Source organism: Streptomyces ossamyceticus (assembly GCF_001418475.1).
GTDB lineage: Bacteria > Actinomycetota > Actinomycetes > Streptomycetales > Streptomycetaceae > Streptomyces > Streptomyces ossamyceticus.
The window spans coordinates 1-7,889 of the sequence record NZ_LIQX01000045.1; the positions used below are offsets into that span (position 1 = coordinate 1).

5 protein-coding genes are annotated in these 7,889 nt (G+C 75.0%); 3 read left to right on the forward strand and 2 right to left on the reverse strand.

Features of this window, described 5'->3' with window-relative positions; translation table 11 throughout:
- Positions 1-103: 103 nt before the first annotated feature.
- Together AOK15_RS04260 and AOK15_RS04265 are read right to left on the reverse strand one after the other, a co-directional pair.
- Entirely contained in the window at positions 104-607 is a 504-nt protein-coding gene (locus AOK15_RS04260) for a metallophosphoesterase family protein (protein ID WP_055512894.1), read from the reverse strand.
- A 12-nt stretch (positions 608-619) separates the two neighbouring features.
- On the reverse strand, positions 620-3,040 hold the full coding sequence (locus AOK15_RS04265) for a SpoIIE family protein phosphatase (protein ID WP_055512897.1): 2,421 nt from the start codon (positions 3,038-3,040) through the stop codon (positions 620-622).
- A 254-nt stretch (positions 3,041-3,294) separates the two neighbouring features.
- Between AOK15_RS04265 and lanKC the strand changes: the two genes are divergently transcribed.
- From lanKC to AOK15_RS04280, 3 genes are all read left to right on the forward strand, one after another.
- Positions 3,295-6,117 (forward strand): class III lanthionine synthetase LanKC, encoded by a 2,823-nt coding sequence (gene lanKC / locus AOK15_RS04270; RefSeq protein WP_055512899.1) that lies wholly within the window; start codon positions 3,295-3,297, stop codon positions 6,115-6,117.
- Positions 6,118-6,204: 87 nt separating this feature from the next.
- Complete coding sequence (locus AOK15_RS04275; RefSeq protein ID WP_005483995.1) at positions 6,205-6,321, forward strand: SapB/AmfS family lanthipeptide; 117 nt, start codon at positions 6,205-6,207, stop codon at positions 6,319-6,321.
- A 232-nt stretch (positions 6,322-6,553) separates the two neighbouring features.
- The coding region (locus AOK15_RS04280; RefSeq protein ID WP_079058298.1) for an ABC transporter transmembrane domain-containing protein at positions 6,554-7,889 on the forward strand (1,336 nt) is incomplete at its 3' end.

The window sequence follows — 7,889 nt, forward strand, 5'->3', positions numbered from 1 at the left end:
CGGCGCCCTGAGAGCTGTGACCGGCTTCCGTGACGGGCCTCGGTGAGGGGCCTCGGTGAGGGCCCTGGTGAGGCTCAGGTCCGGGGCAGGGCCCTGGTGAGGATCAGGTGCGGGGCGGCAGCCGGTGCAGGCGTACGTCCCTCAGCTCACCGTCCGCCGCGGTCGCCGTCATGTACGTGCAGTGCGGCTGGCGGCGCCGGTCCGTCGGGGAGCCGGGGTTGAGCAGCCTCAGGCCGGTGTCGGTGGTGGTGTCCCAGGGGATGTGGCTGTGGCCGAAGACGAGGACGTCGGTGTCGGGGAAGCGGTCGGCGCAGCGGCGTTCGCGGCCCTGGGCCGGGCCCGTCTCGTGGACCACGGCGAGACGCAGCCCGTCGAGGTCGGCACGGGCCACCTCGGGGAGGCGGGCGCGCAGGGCGGGGCCGTCGTTGTTGCCGTACACCCCGATGACACGGCGGGAGCGCTGTTCGAGGAGGTCGAGGGTGGCCTCGTCGACCCAGTCGCCGGCGTGGACGACCACGTCGGCGTGCGGGAGGTCGGCGAGGAGCCGCTCGGGCAGCGCCCTGGCGCGTCGGGGCAGCTGGGTGTCGGACATCAGGAGCAGGCGCACACCACCAGGGTGTCAGCCGATGGGGATCTCCGCCCACACCTGCTTGCCGCCGCTCGCCGGCACGGTGCCCCAGGCCGAGGCCATGGCCTCGACGAGGAGGACGCCGCGGCCGCCGGTGGCCTCCCACCCGATGCTGGTCGGCTTGATCGGCGTACGGGGCGAGGTGTCGGCGACGGCGACCCGGAGCCGGTCGTGGAGGAGGGTGAGGTCGAGGCGGACCCGGCCGTCGGTGTGCACCAGGGCGTTGGTGACGAGCTCGGAGACGACGAGGAGGACGGCGTCCGCCTCGTCCCGGATGTCCCAGGCCCGCAGGACGCGCCGGGTGTAGCGGCGGGCCTGGCCGACCGCCTGGGGCACCCGCCACACGGTCCAGTTCTCGCGGCGCGGGCGCACGGCCATGCCGTCGTAGCGGACGAGGAGCAGGGCCACGTCGTCGTCGCGGTTGGCGCCGCCGAGCAGGGTGTCGGCGACGACGCCGAGGTGGGCGGGGTCGGCGGCGGACAGCCCTGAGGCGAGCTGGTCGAGTCCGGCCTCCACGTCGAGGTCCGCGGACTCGACGAGGCCGTCCGTGGTCAGCGCGAGGAGGGCGCCGGGGGCCAGGCGCAGCGAGGCCATCGGGAAGTCGGCCTGCCTCAGGACGCCGAGCGGGGGTCCGCCGTCGGACTCGGTGATCTCGGCGGTGCCGTCGGGGTGGCGCAGCACGGGCGGGATGTGGCCGGCGCGGACGTACCAGGCCAGGCCCTCCTCCATGTCGACGTCGACGTAGCAGCAGGTGGCGAAGAGGTCGGTCTCCATGTCGACGAGGAGGCGGTTGGCGTGCGCGACGACGACGTCCGGGGGGTGCCCCTCGACGGCGTACGCGCGCAGGGCGGTGCGCATCTGGCCCATGAGGGTGGCGGCGCCCGCGTTGTGGCCCTGGACGTCGCCGATGACGAACGCGACGTGGTTGTCGGACAGGGGGATCACGTCGTACCAGTCGCCGCCGACCTCCAGCCCGGCGGTGGTGGGCAGGTAGCGGGCGACGGCGACCGCGCCGGGCAGCTGCGGCAGGCGGCGTGGGAGGAGGGTGCGCTGGAGCATGCCGACGAGTTCGTGTTCGGCGTCGAAGGCGTGGGCGCGCATCAGGGCCTGACCGGCCAGGCCCGCGGCGGCGGTGAGCAGGGCGCGTTCCTCGGGGCCGAAATCGTGGGGGCTGTCCCAGCCGATCAGGCAGGCCCCGGCCATCCGGCCGCCGGCCGGCAGCGGGAGGACGGCGAGGCCGCCCGGTCCGACCTCGGCGAGGGCGGGCTCCAGATCGGCGTCGGCGGGCCAGATCGCGGCGCGGCCCTCGCGGAGCGCCGTGGCGAGGGTGGGCATGGTGCGCACCGGCGCGTCGGGCCACTCGGAGCGCCACTCGGAGCGCCAGACCTCGGGCCACGCCTCGGACTGGGGCGGGTCGAGAACGGTCACGACGAGGCGGTCCCCTTCCAGTTCGGCGAGGGCGATCCGGTCCGCCTGGAGGGGCTTGCGGAGGGCGGCGACGACGGCCTGGCTGACGTCCCGGACGGTGCCGGCGGTGGCGAGGGCGGCGGCGAGGCGCTGGACGCGGGCCACGTCGCCGCGTCCGGTGCGCAGGGTGGAGGCGTCGGCGACGGTGCCGACGAGGCGGGCCGGGCGGTCCTCGCCGCCGGGCAGCAGCCGGCCGCGGAGCCTGAGCCACTTCTGTTCGCCGGAGGGCTGCAGGATGCGGAACTCCAGCTCCCGGTCGCCGATGGACATGTGGTCGGCCTCGACGACGGACATCACGGCGGGCAGGTCCTCGGGCACGGTCATCGCGAGCAGGGTCTCGACCCGGCCCTCGAAGTCGTCGGGGCCGATCCCGAACAGCTCCAGCAGTTGGTCGTCGACCTCGACCTGTCCGGTGTCCATGGCCAGGTCGAACGAGGCGCCCGGGCCGAGCGGCGGGGCCGGGGCGGCCCGGGTGACCGCCCGCGCGAACAGGTACAGGCACCGCCGGTCCTCGGCGGCGAAGCCGTCCAGGTCGTCACTCACGGCGAGCAGGCAGCCCCGCTCGTCCAGCGGCAGCACCCCCACCGAGAACTCCCCGACGACCGAGCGGCGGGCGTCCGCGTCCTGGACGAGGTCGGCGGAGCCGCGCCACACCGGGCGGCCCGTGCGGACCGCCTCGGCGAGGGAGGTGGCGCCGGAGGTGGGATAGCTGTCGAGCAGCGCGTACAGGTTCGTGGGGACGCCGGCCGACGCGGTCAGGGAGAGTCGTTCGCCCTCGTCGTCCGGGGTGTAGACGGCGGCGAGCGTCGCCTTCGTGAAGACGAGCACCTGTTCGAGGATGGCGTGGAGGCGGTCGCGTGGGTCGAGGTCGTCGGCGAGGGCCGCGAGGGCAAGTTCGGCACGCGGCTTCCTCGTCCCGCGTCCGTCCGTGCCCTCACTGACCACGTCCGCAATTACAGCGCTTCCGGCACGCTCGCGCAGCCCCTGTGGCCGTTCCGGGGAGCTCGGACCACACATCGCGCACAGCGGGGATCGAAAGAACCCGAACAAGTCTTTACGCATGCGTTCCGCACGGTGATCACGTGACACGCATGACGGCTTTCTGGTGACAGCCGTGACTGTCGGGCCGCCCCGCCCGGCTGGAAGGCTCGACGCCACACGGCCCAGGGACACGGCTCACACGACCCGGGGGGACACGCATGGACAAGCGGTACGAGGCGTACGCGCTCGCCGACAGACACTTCTACGAGACACCGGACCGGCTCTCGGCCGGTGAGCGTGCCGGCACGACCGCGCCCGAGTACGAGACGGCTCGCCGGGCGGTGCCCGAGGGCTGGCGGGCCGCCCGGATGGGCGACTGGCTGACCCTGACCCCCGTCGACGGAGCCGGCCGTCCGCGCCCCGCGCCCACCCAGGGCTGGAAGGTGCACGCCTCCGCCACCCGGGCGAACGCGGAGCGGATCGCGGCGACCGTGTGGGACTACTGCGTGCCCCGGCTGATCCCGTTCAAGTTCGTGCCCGGCCCGCATCTGCTGCATCTGCGCAACGCCAAGTACGCGGGCCGCGACACCAGCGGCAAGTTCGTGACGATCTACCCGGCCGACGAGGAGCAGCTGCATCTCGTCCTGCGGGAACTGGGCGCGCTCCTGGAGGGCCTCGACGGCCCGTACATCCTCACCGACCTGCGCTGGAACGAGGGGCCCCTCTACATCCGCTACGGCGCCTTCGCCCGGTCCTTCGTCGTCGACGAGCGCGGCTCGCTCGTCCCGGCGGTCCGCGACGGTTCGGGCACCCTGGTGCCGGACCAGCGGAAGCCGACCTTCCATGTACCCGAGTGGGTGACGCTGCCCGCGTTCCTCGCACCGCAGCTGGCGGCGCGGAACACCACCACCGTCGGCGATCTGCCGTACCGCATCGAGAAGGCCCTGCACTTCTCCAACGGCGGCGGGGTCTACGTCGGCACCGACACCCGTGACGGGCGCAAGGTGGTCCTCAAGGAGGGGCGCCCGCACGCCGGGCTGGCCGCCGACGGGGCCGACGCGGTGACCCGGCTGGAGCGGGAGAGGGCCGCGCTGGAGCGGCTGTCGGGGCTGGGCGTCGTCCCCGAGGTCCGTGACCGGTTCACCCTCGGCGACCACCGCTTCCTCGTCATGGACTTCGTCGAGGGCCGCCCGCTCAACTCGTACGTCGCCGAACGGCACCCGCTGCTGGCCTCCGATCCCGACCCGGACGCGGTGGCCACGTACACCGACTGGGCGTTACGCGTCCACCGGGCCGTCGAGGAGGCGGTCGAGGCGGTGCACGCGCGCGGGATCGTCTTCAACGACCTGCACGTCTTCAACATCATGGTCGCCCCTGACGAGCGGTCGGTGTCCCTGCTGGACTTCGAGGCGGCGGCCCCGGCCGAGGAGAACGGCCGGCAGATCGTCGCCCACCCCGGCTTCCTGGCACCCCCGGACCGCACGGGCCCCGACGTCGACCGCTACGCCCTCGCCTGTCTGCGCCTCGCGCTGTTCCTGCCGGTCACCTCGCTCCTCGTGATCGACCGGGCGAAGGCGGCGCATCTGGCCGAGGTGATCGCGAAACAGTTCCCGGCCGTGCCGCGACGGTTCCTGGACGAGGCGGTCGCGGAGATCGTACGGGCGGGCGCGGGCACCGGGAGCGGGGCGGACGGCCACGGGCTCGCCGAAGCGGGCGGCGACGCCGGGCGACGGCTGGGCGCGGCGGGCGGCGCCGGCGCACGAGGGCGCGGCGCAGTACGCGGCGACGCCGCACCGGGGCTCGGCGCGGTGAGCAGCGAGGCACGGGGGCCCGGTTCAGTGGGCGGCGGCGCATCCGTCGTCCCCGCCGGGGCCTCGCCGTTCGCGTGGCTCGCCGAGCCCGTGGACTGGCCGTACAGCCGGGACTCGATGGTCAAGGCGATCCTGGCGTCGGCCACACCGGAGCGGGACGACCGGCTCTTCCCCGGTGACGTCGCCCAGTTCTCGGACGGCGGCGGTCTCGGCCTCGCCCACGGCGCCGCCGGCGTGCTGTACGCGCTGGCCGTGACGGGAGCCGAGCGGTACGAGGAGGGCGAGCGCTGGCTGCTCGACCACACCGACCCGGTACCCCTCGGCACACCGCTCGGCCTGTACGACGGGCTCGCCGGGGTGGCGCACGTCCTGGACCTGCTCGGTCACCGGGAGCGGGCCCTCGACCTCGTCGAGCGCGTCCTGTCCGAGAAGTGGCACAAGCTCTCCTCGGACCTGCGCGGCGGCCTGGCCGGACTCGGCCTGGTCCTCGGGCACCTGGCACGGGCCACCGGCGAGACGGAGCTGGACGAACGGGCCGACGAGATCGCGGCGCTCCTCGTGCGGCGCCTCGCCGAACCCCGCCCCGCACCACCCCGCCGACGCGCCGGCCTGCTGCGCGGCGCGAGCGGTCCCGCGCTCCTCCTGCTGCGCCGGTACGAGGCCACGGGCGACCCGGCGCTCCTCGACGCGGCGGGCGACGCCCTGCGGCTCGACCTGGAGTGCCTCGTCGAGCAGAAGAACGGCGGCCTGGCCGTCGACGAGGGCTGGCGGACGATGCCGTACCTCGGCGACGGCGGGGCGGGCGTCGGCATGGTCCTCGACGACTACCTGACGGCGAGGGGGCTCCCCGCCGGGCCCGGCGCGTCCGGCGAGTTCGAGCGGGCCCGTGCGGGTGTCTCCGGCGAGTTCGAGCGGGCCCGTGCGGGTGTCCTCGCCGCCGCCACCTACCGCTTCTACGCGCAGCCCGGTCTCTTCGAGGGCCGGGCCGGGATGATCCTCCATCTCGCGCGGACGGGCGCCTCCCGTGACCTGCTCAGGGAGCAGATCGACGCGCTCGGCTGGCACGCCATGCCGTACCAGGGACAGCTCGCCTTCCCCGGCAGTCATCTGATGCGGCTCTCCATGGACCTCGGTACCGGAACGGCGGGGTGCCTGCTGGCACTCGGCGCGGCGCTCGCCGACGACGCCCGGCCCCACCTGCCGTTCCTTCCGCCGCCACGGCGGCCCTGAGACGCGGCTCCGCGCTCTGACGGAGTCGTGACGCACCACCCCCGTCCCCAAGTCCCCTTCGGGGGAACCCAACCGAAAGGAATCGACATGGCACTCCTCGACCTGCAGACGATGGAAGCCGACGAGACCACGGGCACCGGCGGGCCCAGCTCCCTGAGCGTGCTGTCGTGTGTGAGCGCGGCCAGCATCACTCTCTGCCTCTGACCCGGCGGGGCGACAGCCCCGGACGGTCTTCCGTCGCATCGGCGCGGCACCGCGGTCGCATCCGCGGCGGCGGGGTCGCGCCACGGCTCCGGACGGTCCCTCCTCCCGTGTTCGGGGAGAGGCCGTCCGGGCCCTGCCCATGTCCGGCCCCGTACGGCGCCTCCTCGCCCGGAGGGAGCGCCGGCCTCGGCATTCCCCTGGCAGTTCCCCTCGGCTCCACGTCAGGACGGGTATGACGACCCTCACCGAACCCGGTGGTCACGCCGAACAGGGTGGTCACGGTCCGGCCGCCACGTCCACCGCCCCTGCCACGGCGCGTGGGTCAGGCACATCGACCGCGCCGCCCACGTCGACCGCGCCGCCCTCGTCCGACGCCCTGCTGTCGGCGACGGTGCGGTATTCCGCGCGCCGCTGCACCGCCCTCGCAGTGGTGGCCTTGGCCACCGCGGGGGCGAACCTGGTGCTGCCGGTCGCCCTCGGCCGCGCCCTGGACCTCCTGCTGAAGGCCGACCCGGCGGCGACACGCTGGGTGCTGTGGTGCGCCACGCTGATGCTGCTCCTCGCCGTGCTGGACGCGGTGGAGACCGTCGTCGGCGGGACGACGAGCGCGCGGGCCACGGCCTGGCTGCGCCGGCGTCTGACAGGTCACGTGCTGGCGGTGGGCCCGCGGGCCGTCGCCCGGTCCGGACCCGGCGACCTGGTCGCACGGCTGGTGGGGAACGCCGCGCAGGCGGGGACGGCCCCCGCCACAGTGGCCGCGCTGCTCGCCGCGCTCGCCGGGCCGGTGGGCGCGGTGGTGGCGCTCGCCCTGATCGACCCGTGGCCGGCGGGGGTGTTCCTGGTCGGGGCCCCCGTCCTCGCCCTGCTGCTGCGCGGCCTCGCCCGTGACTCCACGGCCTGTGTGACCCGCTACCAGCAGCTCCAGGGCCGTATCGCCGACGGACTGGCCGAGGCCGTCGCCGGTGCGCGCACGATCGCGGCGGCCGGAACCGCCGGCCGGACCGTGGCCCGCGTCCTGCGCCCGCTGCCGGAACTCTCCCGCGAGGGCCACCGCATGTGGCGGGTCCAGGGGCGCGCCGCCGCGCAGGCGGCCGCCGTGGCCCCGCTCCTCCAGATCGGGGTGCTGGCCACGGCCGGTGCGCTGCTCGCCCGGCGACAGGTGTCGGTGGGCGAGCTGCTCGCCGCGTCCCGTTACGCCGTGCTGGCGGCGGGCGTCGGTGTCCTCGTCGGACAGCTCTCCGGGCTGGTCCGCGCGCGGGCGGCGGCCCGGCGCCTCGACGAGGTGCTGGCCGAACCTCCGCTCGGGTACGGGGAACGCCGGCTGCCGCCGTCCGGGCGCGGGCGGCTGGAGCTGCGCGGGGTGACCGTCCGGCGGGGCGCGCGCACCGTCCTTGACGGGGTGGACCTCGACGTATCCGCCGGGACCACGCTCGCCGTGGTCGGTCGCTCCGGCGCGGGCAAGTCGCTGCTCGCCGCCGTCGCCGGACGTCTGGTCGACCCGGACGAGGGAGAGGTACGGCTGGACGGTGTGCCTCTGCGCGCGCTGGACCGCCGGGAACTGCGCGCAG

Coding starts and splice junctions, on each gene's coding strand:
- lanKC (WP_055512899.1), top strand. CDS start 3,295: ATGGACAAGCGGTACGAGGCGTACGCGCTCGCCGACAGACACTTCTAC.
- AOK15_RS04275 (WP_005483995.1), top strand. CDS start 6,205: ATGGCACTCCTCGACCTGCAGACGATGGAAGCCGACGAGACCACGGGC.